The organism is Ensifer sp. 22460, assembly GCF_052044935.1.
GTDB lineage: Bacteria > Pseudomonadota > Alphaproteobacteria > Rhizobiales > Rhizobiaceae > Ensifer.
Genome location: NZ_JBQENZ010000051.1, coordinates 1 through 22,284, shown reverse-complemented (window position 1 = coordinate 22,284; position 22,284 = coordinate 1). Strand labels below are relative to the sequence as shown.

At 60.6% G+C, this 22,284-nt stretch carries 22 protein-coding genes and 3 pseudogenes; 13 read left to right on the top strand and 12 right to left on the bottom strand.

The features are described 5' to 3' along the window. From ACTJKM_RS35055 to kduI, 4 genes are all read right to left on the bottom strand, one after another. Positions 1 to 1,061, bottom strand: a 1,061-nt coding sequence (locus ACTJKM_RS35055) for a mandelate racemase/muconate lactonizing enzyme family protein (protein WP_440661570.1), incomplete at its 3' end; no start/stop codon positions are given. 18 nt (positions 1,062 to 1,079) lie between these two features. Next, positions 1,080 to 1,991, bottom strand: coding sequence for a 5-dehydro-4-deoxyglucarate dehydratase (kdgD, locus tag ACTJKM_RS35050; RefSeq protein WP_440661848.1), 912 nt, complete (start codon positions 1,989 to 1,991; stop codon positions 1,080 to 1,082). A 110-nt stretch (positions 1,992 to 2,101) separates the two neighbouring features. Then, positions 2,102 to 2,845, bottom strand: a complete 744-nt coding sequence (gene kduD / locus ACTJKM_RS35045; RefSeq protein ID WP_058329609.1) for a 2-dehydro-3-deoxy-D-gluconate 5-dehydrogenase KduD — start codon at positions 2,843 to 2,845, stop codon at positions 2,102 to 2,104. Continuing rightward, positions 2,842 to 3,666: a 5-dehydro-4-deoxy-D-glucuronate isomerase gene (gene kduI / locus ACTJKM_RS35040; protein WP_057251606.1), complete on the bottom strand. Its 825-nt coding sequence runs from the start codon at positions 3,664 to 3,666 to the stop codon at positions 2,842 to 2,844. The genes kduD and kduI overlap by 4 nt, the downstream gene beginning before the upstream one ends. A gap of 133 nt (positions 3,667 to 3,799) precedes the next feature. On the opposite strand from kduI, the gene ACTJKM_RS35035 reads away from it, so the two are divergent. The 9 genes and pseudogenes from ACTJKM_RS35035 (at position 3,800) to ACTJKM_RS34995 (ending at position 11,743) form a co-directional block, all read left to right on the top strand. Then, positions 3,800 to 4,594, top strand: a complete 795-nt coding sequence (locus ACTJKM_RS35035; RefSeq protein ID WP_058329608.1) for an NAD-dependent epimerase/dehydratase family protein — start codon at positions 3,800 to 3,802, stop codon at positions 4,592 to 4,594. A 3-nt stretch (positions 4,595 to 4,597) separates the two neighbouring features. Further along, positions 4,598 to 6,115, top strand: a complete 1,518-nt coding sequence (locus tag ACTJKM_RS35030; RefSeq protein WP_058329607.1) for an aldehyde dehydrogenase (NADP(+)) — start codon at positions 4,598 to 4,600, stop codon at positions 6,113 to 6,115. Positions 6,116 to 6,191: 76 nt separating this feature from the next. Next, positions 6,192 to 6,904 (top strand): annotated as a pseudogene (locus ACTJKM_RS35025) (FadR/GntR family transcriptional regulator). A gap of 81 nt (positions 6,905 to 6,985) precedes the next feature. Further along, positions 6,986 to 7,726 (top strand): FadR/GntR family transcriptional regulator, encoded by a 741-nt coding sequence (locus ACTJKM_RS35020; RefSeq protein WP_440639720.1) that lies wholly within the window; start codon positions 6,986 to 6,988, stop codon positions 7,724 to 7,726. Between the two features lie 45 nt (positions 7,727 to 7,771). Next, complete coding sequence (locus ACTJKM_RS35015; protein WP_440639718.1) at positions 7,772 to 8,122, top strand: cupin domain-containing protein; 351 nt, start codon at positions 7,772 to 7,774, stop codon at positions 8,120 to 8,122. A 109-nt stretch (positions 8,123 to 8,231) separates the two neighbouring features. Further along, entirely contained in the window at positions 8,232 to 9,254 is a 1,023-nt protein-coding gene (locus ACTJKM_RS35010) for an ABC transporter permease (RefSeq protein WP_440639716.1), read from the top strand. Next, positions 9,254 to 10,141 (top strand): ABC transporter permease, encoded by an 888-nt coding sequence (locus ACTJKM_RS35005; protein WP_440639714.1) that lies wholly within the window; start codon positions 9,254 to 9,256, stop codon positions 10,139 to 10,141. The genes ACTJKM_RS35010 and ACTJKM_RS35005 overlap by 1 nt, the downstream gene beginning before the upstream one ends. A gap of 4 nt (positions 10,142 to 10,145) precedes the next feature. Continuing rightward, a complete protein-coding gene (locus tag ACTJKM_RS35000; RefSeq protein WP_440639712.1) occupies positions 10,146 to 10,982 on the top strand; it encodes an ABC transporter ATP-binding protein in 837 nt (278 codons plus the stop codon). Further along, a complete protein-coding gene (locus tag ACTJKM_RS34995; protein ID WP_057251598.1) occupies positions 10,982 to 11,743 on the top strand; it encodes an ABC transporter ATP-binding protein in 762 nt (253 codons plus the stop codon). The genes ACTJKM_RS35000 and ACTJKM_RS34995 overlap by 1 nt, the downstream gene beginning before the upstream one ends. A 554-nt stretch (positions 11,744 to 12,297) precedes the next feature. Here the strand turns inward: ACTJKM_RS34995 and ACTJKM_RS34990 are convergent. From ACTJKM_RS34990 to ACTJKM_RS34975, 4 genes and pseudogenes are all read right to left on the bottom strand, one after another. Beyond that, positions 12,298 to 13,896, bottom strand: a complete 1,599-nt coding sequence (locus ACTJKM_RS34990) for an ABC transporter substrate-binding protein (RefSeq protein WP_058329605.1) — start codon at positions 13,894 to 13,896, stop codon at positions 12,298 to 12,300. An 86-nt stretch (positions 13,897 to 13,982) separates the two neighbouring features. Beyond that, positions 13,983 to 14,612 (bottom strand): SGNH/GDSL hydrolase family protein, encoded by a 630-nt coding sequence (locus ACTJKM_RS34985; protein ID WP_057251596.1) that lies wholly within the window; start codon positions 14,610 to 14,612, stop codon positions 13,983 to 13,985. 17 nt (positions 14,613 to 14,629) lie between these two features. Next, complete coding sequence (locus ACTJKM_RS34980; protein WP_057251595.1) at positions 14,630 to 15,778, bottom strand: mandelate racemase family protein; 1,149 nt, start codon at positions 15,776 to 15,778, stop codon at positions 14,630 to 14,632. A 446-nt stretch (positions 15,779 to 16,224) separates the two neighbouring features. Further along, a pseudogene (locus tag ACTJKM_RS34975) lies at positions 16,225 to 16,422 on the bottom strand (nucleotide-binding domain containing protein); the annotation flags it as partial. Positions 16,423 to 17,555: 1,133 nt separating this feature from the next. Here ACTJKM_RS34975 and ACTJKM_RS34970 point away from each other — a divergent pair. Beyond that, the gene (locus ACTJKM_RS34970) at positions 17,556 to 17,726 is read left to right on the top strand and encodes a hypothetical protein (RefSeq protein ID WP_156437147.1); all 171 of its coding nucleotides are present in this window, start codon (positions 17,556 to 17,558) and stop codon (positions 17,724 to 17,726) included. A 15-nt stretch (positions 17,727 to 17,741) separates the two neighbouring features. Here the strand turns inward: ACTJKM_RS34970 and ACTJKM_RS34965 are convergent, their stop codons facing one another. The 4 genes and pseudogenes from ACTJKM_RS34965 to ACTJKM_RS34950 form a co-directional block, all read right to left on the bottom strand. Further along, the gene (locus ACTJKM_RS34965) at positions 17,742 to 18,017 is read right to left on the bottom strand and encodes a hypothetical protein (protein WP_057252161.1); all 276 of its coding nucleotides are present in this window, start codon (positions 18,015 to 18,017) and stop codon (positions 17,742 to 17,744) included. Positions 18,018 to 18,083: 66 nt separating this feature from the next. Then, positions 18,084 to 18,463: pseudogene (locus tag ACTJKM_RS34960) on the bottom strand (DUF6481 family protein). Between the two features lie 29 nt (positions 18,464 to 18,492). Then, on the bottom strand, positions 18,493 to 18,717 hold the full coding sequence (locus tag ACTJKM_RS34955) for a hypothetical protein (protein ID WP_058329603.1): 225 nt from the start codon (positions 18,715 to 18,717) through the stop codon (positions 18,493 to 18,495). Between the two features lie 124 nt (positions 18,718 to 18,841). Next, positions 18,842 to 19,051: a cold-shock protein gene (locus ACTJKM_RS34950; RefSeq protein ID WP_034806062.1), complete on the bottom strand. Its 210-nt coding sequence runs from the start codon at positions 19,049 to 19,051 to the stop codon at positions 18,842 to 18,844. A 387-nt stretch (positions 19,052 to 19,438) separates the two neighbouring features. On the opposite strand from ACTJKM_RS34950, the gene ACTJKM_RS34945 reads away from it, so the two are divergent. The 3 genes from ACTJKM_RS34945 to ACTJKM_RS34935 all read left to right on the top strand — a co-directional run bounded on the left by ACTJKM_RS34945 (position 19,439) and on the right by ACTJKM_RS34935 (position 22,275). Further along, positions 19,439 to 19,774, top strand: coding sequence for a helix-turn-helix domain-containing protein (locus ACTJKM_RS34945; protein ID WP_245296275.1), 336 nt, complete (start codon positions 19,439 to 19,441; stop codon positions 19,772 to 19,774). A 268-nt stretch (positions 19,775 to 20,042) separates the two neighbouring features. Then, complete coding sequence (locus ACTJKM_RS34940) at positions 20,043 to 20,492, top strand: hemerythrin domain-containing protein (protein ID WP_058329602.1); 450 nt, start codon at positions 20,043 to 20,045, stop codon at positions 20,490 to 20,492. 157 nt (positions 20,493 to 20,649) lie between these two features. After that, a complete protein-coding gene (locus ACTJKM_RS34935) occupies positions 20,650 to 22,275 on the top strand; it encodes an ISL3 family transposase (RefSeq protein ID WP_246812924.1) in 1,626 nt (541 codons plus the stop codon). The last annotated feature ends 9 nt before the right edge of the window (positions 22,276 to 22,284 follow it).

Below are 22,284 nucleotides of genomic sequence, written 5' to 3'. Positions count from 1 at the left end.
GCAACGACACCATTCACGGCCTCGATCGGCGTCTTCAGCACCGCCTGGCGGAAGGGATTCTCCGTCCGGTCGAACTCCATGATCGGCTCGATCGGGTTTACCCGCACCGGATCTGGCGTCATCGCCGCCATGAACTGTAGCGCCGCGGCAAGATGCACGCCGGTACCCCAGACATGCGGCACGATGCGCACGCCGTGCAACGTAGCAAGACTTGCAATCTTCGCCATCTCGGAGAACCCACCGCAGCCGCAGAGATCCGGCTGCAGGATATCGACGGCGCGGCTCTCGATCGCTGGCCACATGCCGTAGCGTGTATGCCAGGTCTCGCCGCCGGCGACCGGGATGGGCTGCCCGGCTCTCACCTCGCAATAGGCCGAAAGCTGTTCCGGCACCACTGGCTCCTCGAACCAGTCGATATCGTAGTCCGCCGCCGCCTTGCCGAGGCGGATCGCCTCGGTGACGGTGTAGCCGTGGTTGGCGTCGATCATCAGCCGCATTTCATCGCCGATCGCCTCGCGCACGGCGCGGATGACGCGCAGGTCTTCGTCGATGCTAAAGCCGATCTTGATCTTGCAGGCGTGAAACCCCTGCGCCCGGCGTTCCGCCATCTCCATGGCATTGTCGGAGACGCGGTCGACCCCGTCGCGCTTGAAGCTGCCGGTCGCATAGGCGCGCACGCTCTCGCGCCAGCGGCCACCGAGCAGCATGGAGACCGAGGCACCGTGATGTTTGCCCTTGATATCCCAGAGCGCGATGTCGATGCCGGACAGCGCCGTGATCGCCAGACCGCGCTGCCCCTGATCACGCAGCGCATTATAGAGGATCGCCCAGAGTTTTTCGGTCTGGCGCGGGTCCTGGCCGATCAGCCAGGGGGAATAGGCGGCGACCACGGCCGCATTGGGTCTCGCCGGCCCAAGGCATTCGCCCCAGCCGACGGTCCCGTCATCGCATTCGATCTCGACTAGCACATGCGCGCGCCGATCAAAGCGCATCGACGCGCTTTCGAACGGCACCGCCAGCCGGTGCTCGAGGAGATGGGTGCGGACGGCGGTGATCTTCATGCCACTCCTCCCTGCCCGTCACGCTTTGCGCTTGTGACTGCCGATGAGGGCGTCGAGCAGCTCGACTTCGGCCCCCGTCAGGTCCTTGAGCGGGCTGCGCACCGGACCCGCATTGAACCCCTGCAGGCGCACGCCCGCCTTGACCGCCGAAACGGCATAGCCCTTGGCGCGGTTGCGGATGGCCATGAACGGATAGAAGAAATCGTTGAGGATGCGCTCGCAGGTGGCGCGGTCGCCGCTGCGCAGCGCCGCGTAGAACTCGTTGGCAAGACCCGGAACGAAGTTGAAGACGGCGGACGAATAGGTGGTGAAGCCAGCACCGAGATAGGCCTCGGCAAAAAGCTCGGCGGTCGGCATGCCGCCGAGATACATCAGCCGGTCGCCCATCTTGGCGGTGACCTGGCGCACGAGGCCGATATCACCGGTGCCATCCTTGAAGCCGATCAGGTTCGGGCATTCGTCACAGAGCCGCGCCAGCGTGTCGGGCTGCAGCACGGAGTTGTCACGGTTATAGACCATGACACCGATGCCGACCGACTGGCAGATCGTCTTCACATGGGCGTAGAGCCCTTCCTGCGGCGCATCGATCAGGTAGTGCGGCAGAAGCAGAATACCGTCCGCACCCACCCGCTCGACCGAGCGGGCAATATCGACCGCAACCTCGGTGCCGTAGCCGCAGCCGGATACGATCGCCGTATCGCCGGCAACCTCCTTGGCGGCGGCGACGATGCCGGGGATTTCATCGGGCTTCAGCGAGAAGAACTCGCCAGTTCCGCCGGCCGCAAACAGCACCGGCGCCTTGTAGCCGGCCAGCCACTCGACATGTGCCTTGTAGCTCTCCGGCGCAAAGCGACCGTCTTTGTCGAAGTGCGTGACCGGGAAGGAAAGGAGGCCCGATCCAAGCGCGGCCTTGATCTGTTTTGGGGTCATTTCTTTTAGTCCTCTGCGTGTTTTCAGAATGGAAATTTCGAATGAGATGAGCCGGTTTGGCACGAACTCATCATATAACATGTATGATGAGTTCGTGGTCGGCATCACCATCAGCGGGCCAGCCAACCACCGTCCACATTGAGAATGGCGCCGTGAATGTAATCGGCCGCAGCCGACGACAGGAAGACGGCAGCGCCGGCGATGTCTTTGGGCCTGCCCCAGCGATTGGCTGGGATGCGATCAAGGATCGCTTTGTTGCGATCCGGGTCGTCGCGCAGCGCTTCGGTGTTGTTGGTTTCGATGTAGCCGGGCGCGATCGCGTTCACATTGATGCTCTTCGCGCCCCACTCGTTGGCAAGCAGCTTGGTGAGCCCCGAGACGCCGTGCTTGGACGCCGTATAGGAGGGCACGCGGATGCCCCCCTGGAAGGAAAGCAGCGATGCGATGTTGACGATCTTTCCGGGCCGGCCCTTTGCCAGCAGTTCCTTGGCGAATGCCTGGCAGGTGAAGAACAGCGCTTTGACGTTGACGTCCATGACGTCGTCCCAGTCGGCCTCGCTGAATTCCACCGCATCGGCGCGGCGAATGATGCCGGCATTGTTGACGAGGATATCGTAGCCCTTTCCGGCAAAAACGTCGCGTGCGGCCATGGGATCGGCGAAATCCAGAGCAAGCGAAGCGGCTTCCCCGCCGGCTCTTGCGATGATTTCAAGCGTTTCCTCAGGCGCGCGCCGCGCCGCGCAAGTCACCTCGGCGCCAGCCGCAGCAAGGCCTACGGCGATGGCCTGTCCAAGCCCGGTGTTCGCGCCGGTGACAAGGGCCTTATGACCTTGAAGGGAAAAGGGATTTGTCACTTCAGTTCCCCCGGCTGGATGAACTCCATGTCGGTATAGTCGACATTGTCGCCAGCCATGGCCCAGATGAACGTGTAGGAGCCGATGCCAGCGCCCGAATGAATGGACCAGGGGGGAGAAATCGCGCCTTCCTCGTTGGAAATGAAGAGATGGCGGGTTTCCTGCGGCTCGCCCATCAGGTGCAGCACTCGCGATTTTTCGTCCATGCCGAAGTAGAGATAGGCCTCCATGCGGCGATCATGGACATGCGCCGGCATCGTGTTCCAGACAGAGCCATCTTCAAGCGTCGTGTAGCCGAGGACAAGCTGGCAGCTCTCCATGACCAGCGGGTGGATGAACTGGTTGATCGTGCGCTTGTTGGAGGTTTCGGTCGTGCCGAGTTTAACCTCCTTGCTGCCCGCAATGGTCACGAGCTTCGCAGGCAGGCTGCGATGGGCAGGGCAGGAGGTGATGTAAAAGCGCCCTTCCCCGGAGAAGGTTACAGGCCCCGTACCCATTCCAAGATAGAGAACGTCGCCGCGGTTGAGGCTGTAGGTCCCCTGTTCGGTCGTGACCGTGCCGGTTTTGCCCACATTGACGATGCCCATCTCGCGCCGGTCGAGAAACGACGGCGTCTTGGTTTCCTCCACTTTGTCGAGCGTCAGCGGCTTGCCTGCAGGCACGGCCCCGCCCATCACGAAGCGATCGTAGTGGGTGTAGATCAACCGGATCTCGCCCGATCGAAACATGTCCTCAGCGAGAAAATGCCTGCGGAGGCCCTCGGTGTCGAGTGTCCTTGCGTAGTCCGGATTGACGGCCTGCCGCGTTTCGACGGTCAGCATGAATGTCCTCCTTCAGTGATTGCGACCAACATGTAATATGTGTTAGGCATAGTTGTATGATATGTCTGACAACGTCAAGAGGCAAATGCCAACCTCGATTTTCGATTGCAACTCCTCAAGGGGAAGACCTGGATTGAAACGCCTTCTCATCACTGGCGCGGCGGGTCAGCTTGGCCGCGTGATGCGCACACGGCTCTCTGGCCTGGCCGACACGATCCGCCTTGCTGATCGCACAGGTCTTGGAGCGCCAGCTGACCGCGAGGAGCTCATTCAATGCGATCTGGCCGACGCTCAAGCCGTGAACAACATGGTCGCCGGCTGCGACGGTATCGTCCATCTTGGCGGAGCTTCGGTCGAAGGCCCGTTTGAGGGGATCCTGCGCGGAAACATCGCCGGTCTCTACAATCTCTTTGAGGCTGCCCGCGCAAATGGCCGGCCGCGCATCGTCTTTGCGAGCTCCAATCATACGATCGGCTACTATCCGCAAGCCGAACGGCTCGATCCCCTTGCCCCATTTCGCCCGGATGGACTCTACGGGGTCTCCAAATGCTTCGGCGAGGCGCTTGCGCGCCTGTATTTCGAGAAGTTCGGGCAGGAGACGGCGCTGGTGCGGATCGGCTCCTGTACGCCAGAGCCAACGAATTACCGGACGTTGTCGACCTGGCTTTCTCATGGAGACTTCGCGTCGCTGATCGAGGCGATCTTCCGCGTCCCGGTTTTGGGCTGTCCCGTGATCTGGGGTGCATCGGCAAACGACGCCGGTTGGTGGGACAACGCACACCTCGGCTGGCTGGGCTGGAAACCCAGGGACAATGCCGAAACCTTCCGGACGCGCCTCGCGGAGGCCCCGCCGCAGCCCGGCCCCGACGAATCCACGGCTCGCTTTCAGGGCGGTGCCTATGTCGACAATCCGATCTTTAGGGAGTGATGAATGATCTTCAAGCCGCATGGAAAACATCTGGTCGCAGGCGAATGGATCGCAACCGGGCAGACATTCAAGAGCGAGCCGGCGTCTGGCCCGGCCTTTGATTTCTCCGTCGGAACGACCGAACTGGCGAACAAAGCGGCCGAGGCCGCGGAGGAAGCCTTCTGGTCCTTCGGCTACTCGACCCGCGACGAGCGCTCAGCATTCCTCGACGCCATCGCCGACGAGATAGAGGCGCGCGGGGCGGCGATCACCGAGATCGGAAGCGCGGAAACCGGATTGCCGGGCGCCCGCCTTGAAGGCGAGCGCGCACGCACGACCGGCCAGCTTCGGCTGTTTGCCTCCCATATTCGCAAGGGCGAGTACCTCGACAGGCGACATGATGAGGCCCTACCGGACCGCAAGCCCCTGCCCCGTCCCGACATCCGTCTGATCCAACGACCGATCGGTCCTGTTGCCGTCTTCGGCGCTTCCAATTTTCCGCTGGCCTTCTCGACCATGGGCGGCGATACGGCCTCGGCGCTCGCGGCAGGCTGCCCTGTTGTCGTCAAGGGTCATTCGGCCCACCCGGGGACCGGCGAGATCGTCGCCGAGGCTGCCCTGGCTGCCATCAAGGCGCACGGATTGCATCCAGGTGTGTTTTCACTGATCCAGGGTGGCCGCCGCGACGTCGGTACGGGCCTCGTGACGCACCCGCTGATCAAGGCGGTCGGCTTCACCGGTTCACTTGCCGGCGGGCGGGCGCTCTTCGATCTTTGCGCAGGGCGGCCGGAGCCCATTCCCTTCTTCGGCGAACTCGGCTCGGTGAACCCCATGTTTCTCCTGCCGGAGGCGATCAAGGCGCGCGGCGCGGAGATCGCCAAGGGATGGGCAGGTTCACTCACCATGGGGGCCGGGCAATTCTGCACCAATCCGGGCATCGCGGTGATCCTTGCCGAGCAGGCGCCCGCCTTCGCGAAAGCTGCCCGCGCAGCACTTTCAGGCGTCGAGCCGCAGGTCATGCTCACCGAAGGCATCGCCAGGGCCTATCGCGAAGGACGCGACCGCGTATCGAAGGGGGGCGGCGTTCGCGAGATTCTCAGCACAAGCTGTGGTCAGCGGGATGTCACGCCCAATCTCTTTCTCGTCCCGGCGCGTGAATGGCTCGGCAATCATGTCCTTGCAGAGGAAGTCTTCGGTCCACTTGGACTGATCGTCACGGTCGAGAGCTTCGAAGAGATGATCGTGGTGGCAAAGCGTTTCAAGGGACAGTTGACGGCAACCCTGCATCTCGACGACGGCGATGTCGATTTCGCGCGCAAGCTCATGGTGATCCTTGAGCGCAAGGCGGGCCGTATCCTGACCAACGGTTATCCGACCGGAGTCGAGGTCTGCGATGCGATGGTTCACGGCGGTCCCTATCCCGCGTCCACCAATTTCGGCGCAAGCTCGGTCGGTACCATGGCCATCCGCCGGTTCCTAAGGCCCATCTCCTATCAGAACATTCCTGAGCGCCTGATGCCTCAGGATCTGAAGTCGGTGTAGCGACGGATTGCACCATCACCCATTGATGGCGTATCCACAAACGGACCGACGAAGATCTTGGGGAGCGGCCCCTTACATGATGACAGCGACGACATCCGATCCCTCCGCCTTCCAGGGCAAGACGCTTGTGGCGCAGGTTACGGATGCTCTTCGTTCCCAGATAGCTAAGGGGCGCTACCATCCCGGCGACCGCCTGCCGTCCGAAGCACAGCTCACCCACCGTCGTACGCGAAGCGATTGCGGCCTTGCGCTCCGACGGTCTGGTCGAACCTCGGCAGGAGCGGGCGTATTCCTGCTGGAGCAGGCTGCGTCCGCGCGGCGGCCATTTCAACAGGTCGACCTCACGCGCGTGTCGTCGCTGATCGAGACGCTGGAGCTTAGAACCGCAGTCGAGGGCGACGCGTCCGCACTTGCAGCCCTTCGCCGCTCGCCCGGTCAGGAAGGCAAGCTCATCGAAGCCTTTGATGCCTTGCCTGCGCGGCTGCGGGCAAACCGACCGCCGAGGCTGATTTCGGCTTTCACGTCGCGATCGCCGAAGCAACCAACAATCCGCGCTTTAGCGAGTTTTTTAAGGCGCTCGGACCGGCCGTCATCCCCCGTCGCGCCATCGTGGATAGCGGCGAGGAGGCTCTTCTTCCTGCCGACGAACTCAGCCGTCTTCTGAACGAACACGAGGCAATTCTTCTGGCCATACAGAACGGCGACGAGGATGCAGCACGCGCGGCGATGCGCAACCATCTCAAGAACAGCCAGATACGCTACCGCTCCATGTTGCGGGCCGCACGCTGAGGATGCGCGTCCGCAGCCGCCCTTGCATTCGAACAGATAACGGCTAACATGCCAGACAGGTTCGACACAGGCGGAGTGAAAATGGAAGCCGAAAACAATCACGTTCGCGGCACCTCGCTAGCGGCAAAGATCAGCGCTGCACTTCGCCGCGAGCTGACGGAGGGTGTATTTCGCCCCGGCGACAGGCTTCCGAGCGAAAGCGCCCTCACAAAGGAATATTCCGTCAGCCGGACTGTCGTTCGGGAGGCTATCGCGATCCTGCGTGCAGACGGTCTTGTCGAGGCACGCAAGGGCGCCGGCATCTTTGCTCTTGAAACCCAGCAGGACAAGAACCAGCCCTTCAAGGACCTTACGACCCAACGGATTTCCTCGGTGATCGAACTCCTTGAATTAAGGACGGTTTTCGAGGTGGAATCAGCAGGGCTTGCTGCATCTCGTCGCTCTGCAGCACAGATAGAGGCGATCCTCGAGGCGCATCACCGTGTCGGCGAATGCCTGGCATCGGGCGCGCCCACGCGTGAGGCGGATTTCGAGCTTCACCTTGCGATTGCGGAGGCCACTCAGAACCGGCGCTTCCCGGAGTTTCTTCAGCTGATCCGCTCCGGCATCATCCCGCGTGGCGAATTGCAGGGCTCGGCGCCCGGATCGCGCCCGAAAGACTATAACCTCCACCTGCAGGAGGAGCACGGCCAGATCGTCGATGCCATCATCGAGGGAAATGCGGAAGCCGCGCGCGAACGGATGCGCGCCCACCTTCGCGGCAGCCTAGATCGGTACAAAGTGCTTTTGCGTTCGCGCACCATGGCAACCGAAGAAAGTTGATCCGGAAGGCGACTTCACAGTTGTCATACAAATATAAGAACATGTATGGTGATGTTGTTATACAACATCACCGAGGTTTACATGACTCTCCCCACTTTCCCCGCAGTATCGCCGGACGCTGGCGTGACCCGTCAGGTTCTTTCCGATTCCCCCGAACTCATGGTCGTGTCGTTTCGCTTTGAATCCGGCGCCAAAGGCAAGCTGCACCGCCACTCGCACGTGCAATCCACCTATGTGGCGCGCGGCCGTTTTCGCTTCTTCCGCAACGGCGAGGCCTATGAATTGCAGGCTGGCGACAGTCTCGTTATCCCCGGAAACACCGAACATGGCTGCCAGTGCTTGGAGGCGGGGGAGCTCATCGATTGCTTCACGCCCCGGCGCGACGATTTCCTGTGATTGGTTTGGCTTGACAGCATGACAAGCCTGTGACAGGTTTGCCGAAGTTGTCATACAGGATAGGAGCCTGTACCGCCTTACCTTCAGGCGACTGACACACGGAGGAACCATGTCACTACGCCGCATCCGCTTCTATGGCGCGGCCGGACAGATCGGGACCATCGCGGTCACGCTGCTCGGCCTGCTTCTCCTGACCTTTTTCATCGGCCGGCTGATGCCTGCCGATCCCGTCCGCGCCATCGTCGGAGAGGACGCGACCCGCGAGACCTATGAGCAGGTTTACCGCTCTCTGGGCCTCGACCGACCGCTCTGGGAACAGTTCTTCTATTATCTCGGTGACGTCTTCACAGGCAATTTCGGCACCTCCATTCGAACCGGCCAGCCTGTGATCCAGGATATCCTGCATGTTATGCCGGCGACCATTGAGCTTGCGACCTTCGCGATCCTCATCGGCGCGGGGCTTGGCGTTCCGCTGGGCGTCCTTGCCGCCGTCAACAAGGATCGCTGGCCGGATCATGTCGTGCGCGTCTTCAGCCTCTTCGGCCATTCCATGCCGATCTTCTGGACCGGCATGATCGCGCTGATCGTTTTCTACGCCCATCTCGGCCTCGTTGGCGGCAGTGGGCGGATGGATCAGTTCTATATTGGCCTTGTCGAGGAGCGCACGGGCTTCCTGCTGATCGACAGCCTATTGGCGGGTGAGATGGACGTCTTCTGGTCAGCGGTCAACCACATCATCCTGCCGGCTGCCCTGCTCGGCTATTCCTCATCCGCCTACATCACGCGTATGACGCGCAGCTTCATGCTCGATCAGCTCGGCCAGGAGTACGTGACGACCGCGCGTGTGAAGGGTCTTTCGCGCAGCCAGACGATCTGGCAGCATGCCTTCATCAACATTCGCGTCCAGCTGGTCACCATCATTGCGCTTGCCTACGGCTCCCTGCTCGAAGGCGCAGTGCTGATCGAGACGGTTTTTGCCTGGCCGGGTTTTGGCCAGTACCTCACCAGCAATCTCATCACCGGCGACATGAATGCCGTCATGACCTGCGTACTGATCGTGGGCATCATCTTCATCGGACTGAACCTGCTGTCCGACGTTCTCTACCGCATCTTCGATCCGAGGACACGCTGATGGACACGCGCGTTCAACCCACCTTCCGTCTGCCGGCTCCCGTACAAGCGCTGAAGAACATCGTTCTTTTCCTGCTGAAGAGCCCGACTTCGACCTTCGGCCTTTTCGTGCTGGCGTTGCTTGTCCTTGTCGCCGCCTTCGCGCCGCTTATCGCGACCCATGACCCCTATGCGCAAGATCTCGCCTACACCTTGCAGGCGCCCGGCAACGGTCACCTCTTCGGTACCGACGAGCTTGGCCGAGACATCTTCAGCCGGCTGGTCTTCGGCGCGCGCATCACACTCACGATCATCTTCCTCGTCTCGATCGTCGTCGGTCCGATCGGTCTCATCATCGGCACGACGGCCGGTTATCTCGGTGGCAAGGTCGATACGGTGATGATGCGGATCACCGACATTTTCCTGTCCTTCCCGAGCCTCATTCTCTCGCTCGCCTTCGTCGCAGCACTCGGCCCAAGCCTGAACAATGCCATCATCGCGATCGCGCTCACTTCCTGGCCGCCCATCGCACGGCTGGCGCGCGCCGAGGCGATGACCTTCCGCAAAGCGGATTACATCTCGGCTGCACGACTGCAAGGGGCCTCCTCGACGCGCATCATCTTCAAGTCGATCATGCCAATGTGCCTGCCTTCGGTCCTCATCCGACTGACGCTGAACATGGCGACAGTCATCCTGACCGCCGCGGGCCTCGGCTTCCTCGGACTCGGTGCGCAACCTCCGCTTCCGGAATGGGGCGCGATGATCGCGACCGGCCGCAAGTACATGCTGGACAGCTGGTGGCTCGTCACCTTCCCAGGCATTTCCATCCTTTCCGTCAGTCTCGCATTCAACCTGCTTGGCGACGGCTTGCGTGACGCGCTCGATCCGAAGCAGATGAACCGGAGATAGCCCCATGGAAAAGACCATTCTCGAAGTCGAGAACCTGCGCATCCGCTATGGCGGCGCTCCGACGGACGCAGTGCGCGGCGTTTCCTTCACTCTGGGACGCGAGCGTCTCGGCATCGTCGGTGAAAGCGGCTCCGGCAAATCGACGGTCGGACGCGCGCTTTTGCGCCTTCTGCCCGGCGCAACCATTACCGCCGACCGACTTTGCTTTGCCGAGCTCGATCTGCCGTCACTCTCCGAAAAGGAAATGCTCAAGGTCCGCGGCCGGCGCATGTCGATGATCCTGCAGGATCCGAAGTTTTCGCTAAACCCCATTCGCCGCGTCGGCGACCAGGTGGCGGAAACCTATCTGCGGCACTTCAGGTGCTCGAAGGCCGAAGCGCGCGACAAGGCCCTTGCCATGCTTGAAGCGGTGAAGATCCGCGACTCGAAGCGCGTCTACGACCAATATCCGCACGAGATATCCGGTGGCATGGGCCAGCGTGTCATGATCGCCATGATGCTGCTTGCCGACCCGGACCTCGTCATCGCTGACGAGCCGACTTCGGCGCTCGATGTGACGGTGCGGCTGCAGGTGCTGAACATCCTTGATGGTCTTGTCCGGGATCGCGGCATCGGCCTCATCATGATCAGCCATGACTTGAACCTGGTGCGTAACTTCTGCGACCGCGTCCTGATCATGTATGCCGGTCGAATCGTTGAAACCTTGGCGGCTGCGGACCTCGACAAGGCCAAGCATCCCTATACGCGCGGCTTGCTCGCGGCGCAGCCGCGGATCGGCGGCGGGCGCGCACCGCTTGCCGTGCTTGATCGCCGTCCTGAATGGCTGGAGGAAATTGCCTGATGTCCGTTTCAGTCGAATGCCGCGATCTCGCTATCACCTTCGGCACGGGTCCAACGGCCGCCAAGGTTCTTCCAGGCGTCACCTTCTCGGTGCAACCCGGCGAGTGCTTCGGGCTCGTTGGCGAAAGCGGCTCGGGCAAATCCACAGTCCTGCGCTGCGTTTCGATGCTGACAGACATTTGGACCGGTGACATTCTCATCGGCGGAAAGCCGGTGCGCGACATGCCGCTCATCAAGCGTTGCCGCATGCTGCAGATGGTGTTCCAGGACCCTTACGGCTCGCTGCATCCGCGCCAGTCGGTGCGCACCGTCCTCAACGAGCCGCTCGTCATCCACAAACTTGGTGACCGCGAAGAGCGCATGCGCAAGGCCATCACCGATGTCGGCCTCCCGATCTCGTTCCTCGACCGGTTCCCTCACCAACTCTCCGGCGGCCAAAGGCAGCGGGTGGCGATCGCTCGCGCGTTGATCCTCGAGCCATCGCTGTTGCTGCTCGACGAGCCGACGTCGGCGCTCGATGTTTCGGTGCAGGCGGAGATCCTCAACCTGCTTCAGCGCCTGCGCGAAGAACGTGGCTTCACCTACATCATGGTGACGCACGATCTCGCCGTGGTCGACCATATGTGCGACCGCTTTGCCGTCATGCTCCATGGCGAAATCACCGAAGTTCTGCCGCGCGAGGCGATCCCCGGAAATCGCGCGACCCATCCCTATGCCCGCGAACTGATCGGCGCCTCGCTGGAATATGAGGGCGCGCACTGAAGCTCCCGCAAGCCAACTCCATTGCAAGGCTACCCTCCTCGGCCTGCGATGCGTGAACAAAATTCTCCCCCGACTTGCCCGGCCCAGTGCCGGGCTTTTTTTTTGCCGGGCCTTTCTTGCTGCGGGGGACGAGCACTGGAGTTTATCGGCAATTCACCATGCCCGACGTCGGCAATGTCGGCCCAAACGCGGTTGCGGCCTGCAGCTGCCCCAAGAACCGCCGCGCGCCCTCGAGCATTTTCGTGCTCCCGCGCACGGCGCTCGTTCACCGACATGAGGCGCAGCGGGATTCACTGCGGACAACACCGCATCGATCGAGATGGGGGTCAGGTGAAGCACATGTCCGACCTCGCGCCGGTCGCCGCGTCAAGCCGTGGCCGGACTTACGGCGGTCGATCCTGACGTTGCCGCCGGCGCCGTTCCCGATCATTTCAAGAGAGTAAGGGGCGGCGTTCCTTAAAGCGACAGGCGGTTTCATTTGCGCTCGCAAAAAACGGAAAAAGGCGCGTCTCGCGACGCGCCTTTTTAGATTCGATACAGGCCAAGGGCCGGGATTACCGTTCCTTCTTCACCCCTTCGAAACGCGAAAGCCAGGGGCTGACGATCATGCCCTTCACGTCGCTTCGGAAGGCTGCTGTGTCGACGACTTCCGAGAACGGCTGGATCGACATGACGATCTCGTCCATGTAGGTCTGTACGCCTTCATAAAGTTTGATCTGCTTGGCGGTGTCGCGCTCGACCAGCGCCTCCTCGATCATCTTGTTCAGCTTTTCGTCAAAGAAGCTGGTACGCCAGCTCTGGTAGTTGGTGAGCTTCGCGTCATCAGAATTGTTCGGGTTATAGGCAACGGACCTGAGGTTGTTGTCCGGGTGCGGCTGCTGGCCGCCGCCACCACGGCCAAGCAGCAGTTCGAAATTGCGCTCACGCATCGCGCCGTAGATCTGGTCTCCCGAGCCGCTAATGAGTTCGGCCTGAATACCCGCCTGGCCAAGGGTGTTCTGGATGGCGGTCGCCGCCTTCATGAAGGGGTCTTCGGAAAGGACGCGCAAGGTGGTCTTGAAGCCGTCCGGATAGCCCGCCTCGGCAAGCAGGGCCTTGGCCTTCGCGACATCCAGCTTGTAGCCTTCATCCGGCAAAGCGCCGAGGACCCCCGTCGACAGCGGCCGCTGGTGCAGCTTGCCGTAGTAGGGCATCACCGCTTTGTCGAGACCTTCGTAGTCGATGAGATAACGAAGCGCCTCACGGACCTTCCTGTTGGCGAACCGTTCGTCCTTCATCGAAACGCTGAGGTAGTAAAAGCCCGAGCCCGGGGTCGATTCGATCGTGATCGCCTCGTCCGCTTCCAGCGACTTCAGATCCGGCGCCTGAAGCGAATAGGCAACGTCAATATCACCCTTTTCCAGTAGCAGGCGTTGCGACTGCGATTCCGGCAGGTGGCGCAGCAATACACGCTTCATTCCCGGCGCCTCGCCCCAGTACTCGCCATTGCGGGTGAGAATGATGAATTCGTTCGACTTCCACTGCGTCAGCGTGAACGGACCGGAGCCGGCCGAATTCAAGGTCAGCCATGCGGCCCCAAGATCGCCGTCCTTCTCGTTTTCGAGCGCCGCCTTGCTGTCGATGATCGAGCCGGGTCCGTTTTGCGCGAGGATCATCAGGATCAGGTTCGGGTCGTCAGCCTTCGCCAGATGCAAGACGAAGGTGCGATCGTCTTCGACGACGAACAGCTTGTCGGCCGCTTCCAGCGTAAAGCCGCGGGTCTTGAGGAAGGACGATTGCGCCAGATTGCGCGCAAGCAGACGCTTCAGGCTCCAGGCGACGTCCTCGGCGGTGACGGGATTGCCGGAAGCAAACTTGGCGTCGCTGCGCAGGTGGAACCGGATCGACATGCGGTCGTCGGCCACTTCCCAGCGTTCTGCCAGCCGCGGCTGAACGCTGCGGTCCTGCGGCGAGAGCACGACCAGCGTGTCATAGATGTTGTTCAGCACCTGGACCGTCTCGCGACCGGTGATGGCGGCCGGGTCGAGGGTCAAAATATTGCTCATGGTCGTGGCGACGACGAGTTGATCTTCCGGTGTTTCGGCCAGGACGACATGGGGCATCGTCGTGACGAGAAGCGCACTGAATGCGACCGTTGCTAGAAAGTGTTTCATGCTTCCTCCTTTGCGGCCGTCCACTCGGGAAGCGGCCTTCCGATTACAAGATCCGCCGGCCTGTTCCTCCACAGGCAAAGACCGGATCAGCCAAGAATTTCGCCGACAGGCACGGCGAGCGCCCGTCCGATTGCTGCCGTGTTCGCGGCCTCGAGATGCACCCCATCGATCTCCGACGCCCGCGTGACCGAGCCAGCATCAAAGAACGGGTGGCCGAGCTCTTCTGCGAGCTTGCGGTAGAGCGGAGACAGCCGCTCGGATTCGGCCACGCTGCGGCCCGCCGCCGGATGTCCGCCAGGCCCGGGTGAGCAGGGAGGCGGCGCAACGATCAAAAGCTTCGGTTTCGCCCCCTTCGGTTTGTAGGGAAAGGTTTCGACGATCTGCGCGAGCCGGCGCATGCCGGAAACGGCCCCCTCTGCCCGCCCGCCATGGACAGGCTTGATGTCATTGGTCCCGAGCATGACAATGACGAGGTCGAGCGGCATGTGGCTGGCGAGCGTCACTTCCAGCGCCTTGGCGCCGTTGCGGCATGCGGGGCCCGCATGGTCGTCGTAGCAGGTGGTGCGGCCGCCGAGGCCTTCAGGGATGATCCTTGCCAGGCCACCGAGTGTTTCGCCCAGAACCTCAGGCCATCGCCCTTCCGGCGGATGTCGCAGGCCCGTTGCCGGGTCGGCGCCCCAGGTCAGGCTGTCTCCGAAAGCGAGAACGGTTTTCATCGCAAGGTCCCCGCTCGTCACCGCACGCGGTTGTTTTCAATGAAGCTGAAGTCGATTTCCTCGCCGAGCCCCGGACGATCCGGCACGTGCACATAGCCATCGCGATCCATTGGATCGGACAGCGACTTCAGGTAGTCATGCCCGTCGTCATATTCGAGGAACGGATGCAGCAGGCCGCGCTCGTACCAGCGGCAGTTCTTGGTGGCGGCCACGACATGCAGGTTCATCGCGGTGTTGCCGTGCACCTCGCACTCCATGCCGAATGCTTCGGCAAGGTGCATCGTCTTCAGCGCCGGCGTAATGCCGCCGACGTCGTTGACGCCTGTGCGAAGGATGTCGCACGCACCCGCCTTGATCCACTCCGCACGGTGCCAATGCTTGCCGGCAGCACTTTCCGGGCCAACGACGGGAATGTCGAGATTGTCGGCGAGCCACTTGTAGGAAGAAAGCGACTGCTCATCCATTGGCTCCTCGATCCAGTCGAAGTCCAGCTTTTCGAGCCCCCGCCCGAGTTCAAGCGCATCGGTGCGGGAATACCAGTGGAAGGCATCGATCATCAGGCGAATATCCGGCCCCACGGCTTCGCGCACAGCGGCGCAGGCCTTGATGTCCATCTTCACGTCCGGAGCCCAGCTGACCGGCGGCATCCAGGTGTGCAGCTTGATGCCTTTGTAGCCGCGCTTGACGAGGGTCTCGGCGAAGCGCCCATAGTCCTCGGGGGTTGAAAGGCCGCCCTCAAGCTCATCACCACACATGATCGAACCATAGGCGAGCACCTTGTCGCGATAACCCCCGATCAACTTGTATACAGGTTGCTTCAAGGTACGCCCTGCCAGATCCCACAGCGCGCAATCCACTACCGCCAGGGTGCGGTCCGTGAGCTGTGCTGCAGAACCGCGTTGCCAATGGGCGAGATCCTGCCACAGCCGTTCGCGGTCGCGATGATCTTCCCCGATCAACACCTTCTTGACGAACTTGTCGATGACATGCGGCCGGACGATCTCCGGCGCCGTAAAGGAATGCCCCTCGTGACCGTCTTCCGTGCGAATTGTCAGCATTGCCTGCTCGACCTGATGCGGCGGGCCGGGATGCGCGTGACCAGCACTGTCCGAGTGGCGGCGTGTGGTCGTGCGGAAAACCCGCACCTCGACGTCGGTGATGATCATTGTTCCTCCGGTATGCGAATTGGGCCGGCTTACTGAGCCATCCTGTATAACACATACTTAGACAGATTATCGAACATATGTCAAACTTGTATTACAGGTTTGTTTATATGACTGACAAACACTCGCATTGCCGGGATTGCCCGAGGCAGTTTGATGTCGGCATGTCCCGTTCGTCGCTCGATCGAAGCGCCACGATTGACAGCACCTACGGCATGGTGGAATGCCGGCCACGGATATCCCGCCCACAGTATTCGGCGCGGAGCCGCCCGCTGAATAATTGGAAAGACGGAGGTTGGGTGGCCGTCGGGATCGCAGCCAGAGCACCTTTCAGCGGCCCGACAGGCATGCAGCAAGCGGCGGGCCGAGCGAAGGCGATATGCGGGCGCGACTGTGCCATCAGCCGCCGGCGCCTGAGAAAGAAGGAGGCAAAACCGTGTTTTCGGCTGTTAGACCTCGCCAGCCCGGATCATGGAGAAGTAGTCGTCGCCTCCAACCTGACCGCCCTTGAGCGCAATCTGCAGGCCGTCCGCCGGGCCGCCATGGGCAATGCATAGCGGAGAGCCGGGCGTTTGCGGCAGTGGCATTTTCAGCGTGAGGGCGGAAATGCCCATTTCGCCGAGCGCATGGCTGGACGTGTCGCCACCGACAGGCAACTTTTTGATCGTTCTCCGGGCGAACGGACCTCACCCAACTGGGCTGCATCCCAGTAGGAACGTGACGACGACGTATCTGTGTTGGTGAGCCAATACAGGGTAATGGCGTCCAGGATTTCGTCCTTGGTAAACGCCTTTTCGGGATGTCCGTCGGTGTACCTCCAGGTGGCGAACTTTTCGTAATAGAAACCAGCCATGCCCGCTGGCGAGTCCGCAAGGGAGTAGCCCTTGTTTGCGGACGCGTGTTCATCATTTCGGCGTAGCCGAAGCCTTGATTGTAGAACACGTCCTGCGACTTGAACGCGGCCTTTTCGTCGCTCGAGAGGTTCTCGGGCACGGGTTGACGCGTCCGGACAAGCTGGACGATCTCCGGTGGCACGGTACCCGGCATCCAAGCAGGCCAGCCGGAGCCTGGATTGCCATCAACTCGGAGATGATCGCGCCCCAGTCGCCACCCTGAGCCACGTAGCTCTTGTATTCAAGCCTCAGCATGAGTTCGTGCCATGCCTTGGCTACATGAGGCGGTGCCCAGTCTCCGTTCTTGGGCTTGTCGGATCTTGGGCTTGTCGGAGAAGCCGTACCCCGGAAAGGTAGCGCTGGCTAGTGGAGTAGCACGCCTCCATCATCCGCAACCAAACTTACAAGGGGAAAACTTTCGTGACCTATCGCTAGTCGTTGAAGGGTCGATGCCAGAGAAAAATGGCCTGTCGCAATGGCGTTCCGTTAAAGCAGGCATCCGAACGCTTCTTGCCTCGGAATCGTCTGGATAACTGAGCCGGATTAGCCCGTCATACGCGAAGCAGAGCCTATACTCGCCATGGGCAATCCCTATGAGATTTTCCAACATCCTAGATGGAGGCACGGTGGCCGATGTGACTTCCTCTTTCATTCTCACTGGACCGCGAGCGACCGGGCTCCTGCGGTCGCCAGTCAGGCTTGCTCCAAGAATCTTCTTTCGGTGCGCGCAAATCTGGCATCCAGAACGCGAATTCGAAACGGTCCCGAACATGCGCACAATTGATCCGTTCCGGTGTTCGCCTTGCCGACACGCCTTCCCTGAAGGCGTTGCACGGGTGATATCACGTTGTCTGTGGCTTTAAAGGTTGGCGGATAATTTGGCGGGGATGAGCGAACCGACCATCAGCTACAAGAACCAGCGCTTTCCCATCGCGCGTCATTCATCGGATCCGCGCGATGGCGTTGTGGAATGCCGTGGCCGGCGCAACAGTCTGAGGTCACAGACCAAAGCCTTGTCCGGCCTGATGAAGCAACGTGACATCGCCGATCGCAACTAGCGCACATGCACCCATTCAGGCTCGGTCGTAGGTAAAGGACGTCAGCAAGGTGGTTACGAAATTGCTCGCCCGTTCCTTGACGAGCAACTCGGTCCACTCATTGGTTCCTCGAAGTCTTAGATCGGTATAGATGCTGTCGACGGCGGCCTCTTCGATGCGTTTGATGTGCGCCTTGAAATTTGCCTCGCCGCCGGCACGGTACATGTCACGTATGACCATGCGCAGGATTTCCTGGATTGCGATTTGCCACGACGTGTTGATCGCCTGGAGTTCATTCGTATCCGGTGCCATCGGGGCTCCCTTTCGTTTTGAGTGTCCCGAGAATGACATCGCCATGCTGTCGGGTGGCAGCAAAAGCTATCCTTGTCTTGCCTTGCGATTGGCATAGCGCCGGTCGCGGTTGTCCTTCCGCACCGCCTCATCTTCGATCCCTGCGCTATACGTGGGTTTTCGGCGATCGCCCGCGCTTCGGTTTCGGCGACTGCCGCCGCCTCAACGGCTGCCTGCCGCGCTGTCGCCTCGGTCTCGATACGCTTTTGCTCCTCAAGCTTCAGACGCTCGCGTTCAACACGCCGCTCTTCACGAGCGGTGGCAATGGCTGCGCGTTCGGCCTGCCTTGCCATCCTAGCTGGTTCCGCCACAGTCCTTGCCGCTCGGTAGGCGTTCAGGAGAGCAGTTTTGGCGTCAGCGGATGCGGCTCGGCGGTCGGAGACTTCGTTTTTTCTGGCGTTCTTCATTCTTATCCCAATAGTGAGTGTAGCAGAGATCAGCGCGCCTTGGCGCGTTTGGCGATGAGGTAGGGTGGCGCCGACAAGCGGTCGGCCAACTCCTTTGCAAGACGTGCCTCTCGAAGCCGGAGAGTCTTGGCATCCCGGGCCTGAGCGACGGATTCCACCTCTTCTATCGCGTTGTTTTTGGAGAAGAACTGCGTCCGGACTTTCATGAAGGCGATCTCCGCCTGCTGGCGGGATTTGCTGTGTGCTTCTATCATTGGAACCTCAACTAGTTCGGCTTAGCAACCGAAACAAAAAAGGCCAGGCAAAACGCCTGGCCTTGTTGAAACAGCTTCCGGCAGTGCCAGTACATCCGTGGTCAAAGGGAAGCAAATCTCAATTTTAGGCGGACTGCAGATTGGTAGCAGACATCTTGCCGGACTTATTGTCGCGCTCGAGCTCGAAGCCGATCTTCTGCCCTTCGACAAGTTCGCGCATTCCGGCGCGCTCGACAGCGGAGATGTGCACGAACGCGTCTGCGCCACCGTTATCAGGCTGGATGAAGCCGAAGCCCTTGGTGGAGTTGAACCATTTTACTGTGCCTGTGGTCATGATGAACCCTTTCAAAGCATAGAGTGAGGAACCGCGCAGCCTATGCTGCGCAGGTAGAAACCGACTGTTTTTGAAAGGGAAGTTCGCTTAAGGCGCGGTGCCAATCGCGCGGTAGACAAAGCTCGGCAAGCAAAAGATCGATGCCGCATCTATAAGGGGCTTGGATTGCCGCGTCAACGTTTAGTTTTCCAACATGCAGCATTCACCCTAAGATTGTAGGCATCTAACGGAGATCTGCTCGGCGTTTCGCCGAGGGGTATTACCTTTACACCGTTGAGGCGATCACGCCCGTCGAAGTCCGTCGCTTGCCGAAACACTGCTTCGAGCAGCCTGAGCGAGCGCGAGCCGCACCTCAACGAGCAACCGTACTCGAAACTCTGTGATGAGATGGCTGCAACTCAGGATCAGATGGTGCTGCTTTCGGGAAGGAATGCAGAGGAAAAGCTGGTCACCTTTCTCTTGCTGATGACACGCGGCCAGGTGCAGAACCGAGGCACGGTCATCGATTTGCCGATGACGCGCCTGGACATCGCCGACTATCTCGCGATGTCCATCGAAACCGTTTCGAGGATCATCAGCAGGCTGGTGGACTGCGGTGGGATCGCAACGGCCGGGCGTTCCAATGCCGTGCTGAAGACGGACGCGCTCATCGCGCTCGCCGGCAGCGAGTCGAAGTGGCCGTCGCTTCAGGAAGCGTACAGCCGTCGCCGCGCCATAGCGTAACAACGCAAGATGTCGCAAATGTCTGCATAGTTGGCCCGGTGGGCCGCGTGGCTCGGAGCGATCTCACTTGCACAATCGTACGCACAAGAACAGAGCTTGGTGGTGGAATGCTGGACCAGTTGCCGAGACCATGCATGATGGATTGACACCAGATTGCCCATTCTCCGGGAGAGCCTATGATGGCGGGGATGGAGCCGCCGTCCCCGCGGGACCGAATCGGGTGCCCTTTGATGTCCCGTGGCTCGGCACCGCGTCAAAGGAGCAAGCCATGGAATGGAAGATCCCTGAACCGCTCAAGACGGAGCACACCGAACTTCACGGGGAACTGGTCGACGCAACAAAAGAAGGCGGCCGTGTTGGGGCAGCCGCACAAGAGGTCGCAAGACTCTTGCACCCGCATTTTATCCGCGAAGAAGAATTCGCACTCCCTCCGCTGGGTCTGCTCGCAACCCTGGCGAAGGGGACCTTAATGCCCGAGATGGCCGACGTCCTCACTCTAACAGACAGACTGGAGACCGAACTGGATGGAATGCTAGCCGAGCACAAGCAAATCGTGGCAGCGCTTGGCGAACTGGTCGCGGCGGCGAAGGCCGAGAACAAGCCGAAATATATGGACTTCGCCGAGAAGCTGATCCTGCACGCCAGGACTGAAGAGGAAGTCCTCTATCCGGCCGCGCTTATCATCGGGCGCTACATCAGGTTGTCGCTTGGCAAATAGCTTCGGGTGGCGGCTGCTTGCGTCTGAGCGGAACGGTCTTGCGCGACATCAATTTCGGCAAGTCATTTGTCGGCTAATGTCGTTTTGCACTTAATCAGGTTCTTCCTCAATTTCTGTGGTTAACAGAGTGTTAGCGCCTCGACTGCTATCTGCGGGGATGCGAGCGCAATTGAAATGGTCACCCGGCCCAGGGGTCAAGGTTCTGGGTATTACCGTTCAAGATGAAGAAAACTGGGTTGTTTCTGCCGCTGCGAAACCTGTCGGTATCTGCCCGGATTGTGGAACGCAAAGCCGGCATCGCCACGGCTGGCACAACCGCCGCCTCCAGGACTTGCCTGTTCAAGGTCAAGTTGTGAAAATCGAGCTCGCACTGAACCGGTGGCAGTGCAGACACCGGAAATGCGGGCGACGAACCTTCACCGACAGGTTGCCTGAGATTGCTTCACCCTACATGCGACGAACTGAACGGATGGCTGAGATTGTGGGCTTGATTGGCCACAGGATGGGCGGTCGCCCAGGTGAGCACTTGCTGCATCGGCTTGGCATGCCGGTCAGCGACGACACGATCTTGCGGCAATTGAAGCGCGATAATCCGGCGTCCACGCAAAAAGACACTATTCGGGTTGTGGGCATCGATGATTGGAGCTGGCGGCATTCCTCGCGGTACGGGACGATCATGGTCGATCTTGAGCGTCATTCGGTCGTCGATGTTTTGGAGGACCGCAGCGTCGAGAGCGCAAAATCTTGGTTGCAAGAACGTCCGACGATCGAGGTCGTGAGCCGAGATCGCTGTGGTTTGTATGCTCAGGCAGCCCGAGAGGGCGCCCCGCAGGCCCTCCAGGTGGCTGACCGTTTTCATCTGGTCCAAAATCTCAGGGAGGCGATCAAGGAACAGATGAGCGTGTACGGTCACGCCAATGTTAGACCCATTCTCTCTGAAGATGCTATCGCCAGCGCCAGGTCACAGCAGCGCCGTGCCCGCTTGGCGCACAGGCAATCTCGTCAGGAAATATTCGACACGTTTCAAGCTTTGCGGCAGCAGGGCCTCACCTACAGCGAGATTGCAAGGCGGACCGGATACGAGCGCCGCAGCATCGCGAATTGGCTTACTTCCAATGCGCCTCGAGACAGAAACCGAGCGACATTGAATCCGACATCGCCACTGTATTTTGAAACATTTCTGGCTGAATGCTGGAGGAATGGAAACCGCATTGGGCGCCATCTGTTTTACGACATCAAGAACCGCGGCTACACGGGCAGCCGCTCCAATCTGGAGCGCCTGTTGAAGGTGTGGCGTGAGGTCGAAAACATTCAACCCGACGAGCCGCTTCCGGAGACGGATGTTTCAGAACCCGTCCGCGATCCTGACACGGGCCATATGATCTCGTCTGTGGTGGCAGCCGCTTTGTGCATAAAGCCGCGCGGCTTGCTGACAGATCGCCAGGCCAGAAACGTCGATGCATTGAAGCAGGGCTCTCGAGCGTTCGCCATAATGCGTGGCTTGGCCATGCGCTTCAACGGCATCTTGCGCAGCAGGAGCCCGGACGCGCTGGATGAATGGATCGACGATGCCATCGACACCGAGCTCACGGCAATCATGCGTTTCGCCAGCGTTTTGCGCCGGGATATTGATGCCGTCAAAAATGCAATCGAACTCCCGTGGAGCAACGGTCAAGCCGAAGGGCAGATCAACCGCCTCAAGATGCTGAAGCGAGCAATGTACGGTCGCGCCGGCCCACAACTGATGAGGGCGAGAATGCTGCCACTGAATCACAGAAATTGAGGATGAACC

Excerpts from the sequence above, each read along its gene's own strand:
- ACTJKM_RS34970 (WP_156437147.1), top strand. The coding sequence starts at position 17,556 with ATGAGCGAACCGACCATCAGCTACAAGAACCAGCGCTTTCCCATCGCG.
- ACTJKM_RS34985 (WP_057251596.1), bottom strand. The coding sequence starts at position 14,612 with ATGAAAACCGTTCTCGCTTTCGGAGACAGCCTGACCTGGGGCGCCGAC.
- ACTJKM_RS34950 (WP_034806062.1), bottom strand. The coding sequence starts at position 19,051 with ATGACCACAGGCACAGTAAAATGGTTCAACTCCACCAAGGGCTTCGGC.
- ACTJKM_RS35010 (WP_440639716.1), top strand. The coding sequence starts at position 8,232 with ATGTCACTACGCCGCATCCGCTTCTATGGCGCGGCCGGACAGATCGGG.
- ACTJKM_RS34935 (WP_246812924.1), top strand. The coding sequence starts at position 20,650 with ATGCGAGCGCAATTGAAATGGTCACCCGGCCCAGGGGTCAAGGTTCTG.
- ACTJKM_RS35030 (WP_058329607.1), top strand. The coding sequence starts at position 4,598 with ATGATCTTCAAGCCGCATGGAAAACATCTGGTCGCAGGCGAATGGATC.
- ACTJKM_RS34955 (WP_058329603.1), bottom strand. The coding sequence starts at position 18,717 with ATGATAGAAGCACACAGCAAATCCCGCCAGCAGGCGGAGATCGCCTTC.
- ACTJKM_RS34940 (WP_058329602.1), top strand. The coding sequence starts at position 20,043 with ATGGAATGGAAGATCCCTGAACCGCTCAAGACGGAGCACACCGAACTT.
- ACTJKM_RS35005 (WP_440639714.1), top strand. The coding sequence starts at position 9,254 with ATGGACACGCGCGTTCAACCCACCTTCCGTCTGCCGGCTCCCGTACAA.
- ACTJKM_RS35015 (WP_440639718.1), top strand. The coding sequence starts at position 7,772 with ATGGTGATGTTGTTATACAACATCACCGAGGTTTACATGACTCTCCCC.
- ACTJKM_RS34945 (WP_245296275.1), top strand. The coding sequence starts at position 19,439 with ATGGCTGCAACTCAGGATCAGATGGTGCTGCTTTCGGGAAGGAATGCA.
- ACTJKM_RS35020 (WP_440639720.1), top strand. The coding sequence starts at position 6,986 with ATGGAAGCCGAAAACAATCACGTTCGCGGCACCTCGCTAGCGGCAAAG.
- kduI (WP_057251606.1), bottom strand. The coding sequence starts at position 3,666 with ATGCTGACCGTCGAAACGCGGCAGGCCGTCAATCCGGACTACGCAAGG.
- kdgD (WP_440661848.1), bottom strand. The coding sequence starts at position 1,991 with ATGACCCCAAAACAGATCAAGGCCGCGCTTGGATCGGGCCTCCTTTCC.
- ACTJKM_RS35000 (WP_440639712.1), top strand. The coding sequence starts at position 10,146 with ATGGAAAAGACCATTCTCGAAGTCGAGAACCTGCGCATCCGCTATGGC.
- ACTJKM_RS34995 (WP_057251598.1), top strand. The coding sequence starts at position 10,982 with ATGTCCGTTTCAGTCGAATGCCGCGATCTCGCTATCACCTTCGGCACG.
- ACTJKM_RS34980 (WP_057251595.1), bottom strand. The coding sequence starts at position 15,778 with ATGATCATCACCGACGTCGAGGTGCGGGTTTTCCGCACGACCACACGC.
- ACTJKM_RS34990 (WP_058329605.1), bottom strand. The coding sequence starts at position 13,896 with ATGAAACACTTTCTAGCAACGGTCGCATTCAGTGCGCTTCTCGTCACG.
- ACTJKM_RS34965 (WP_057252161.1), bottom strand. The coding sequence starts at position 18,017 with ATGGCACCGGATACGAATGAACTCCAGGCGATCAACACGTCGTGGCAA.